This is a genomic window from Halomonas sp. 3D7M (assembly GCF_014897885.1).
Taxonomy (GTDB): domain Bacteria; phylum Pseudomonadota; class Gammaproteobacteria; order Pseudomonadales; family Halomonadaceae; genus Vreelandella.
The window spans coordinates 3,560-4,221 of record NZ_JABUZF010000142.1 but is presented as its reverse complement, the minus strand read 5'-3'; the positions used below and the strand labels follow the sequence as shown (position 1 = coordinate 4,221).

Annotated in this window: 1 pseudogene; it reads left to right on the top strand. The window is 51.5% G+C overall.

Annotated elements, in window-relative coordinates:
• Positions 1-631: pseudogene (locus tag INT22_RS06985) on the top strand (anthranilate synthase component II); the annotation flags it as partial.
• Between the last annotated feature and the right edge of the window lie 31 nt (positions 632-662).

Genomic DNA, 662 nt, shown 5'->3' with positions numbered 1-662 from the left:
TTTATTGGTGAGATTTTAACCACCGAGAAGAATCGCGGCGAACTGCCTCATTTCGAGATTATTGTTAAGCGCAACAATCAAATCGACTTCAAAGCGATAGAAGCCATGGCGCCTGATCGGATTATTATCTCGCCGGGCCCAGGCTCGCCGGATGATCCGCGTTACTTTGGCGTCTGTGCCGACGTTATCGAGAAACTCGGCAAAACCACGCCACTGTTGGGCGTTTGCCTGGGCATGCAGGGCATTGTTCACGTTTTTGGCGGCAAAGTGGTAAAAGCGCCTCTACCGATGCATGGCAAAATCAGTCCGATCAACCACAACAATCGCTCGGTATTTAATGGCGTGCCTGACCAGCTTGAGGTGATGCGCTATCACTCATTGATTGCCGACGCGTTCACCCTGCCTGACTGCCTGGAAGTAACCGCAACAGTGGGCGCGCTAGGTGCTGACAAGTTTGAGCAACGCAGCCACTGGCAAGCAGTAGGTGNNCAGCCACTGGCAAGCAGTAGGTGAGTTTGAATTGATGGGCGTAAAGCACCGTGATTACCCCATTCACGGCATTCAGTTTCACCCCGAATCGTTTGCCACAGAAGGTGGCAAAGAACTCATTGCTAACTTCTTATTTGCCTGACCCATCAGGCTTAGCGTTGAGATAACTTAGC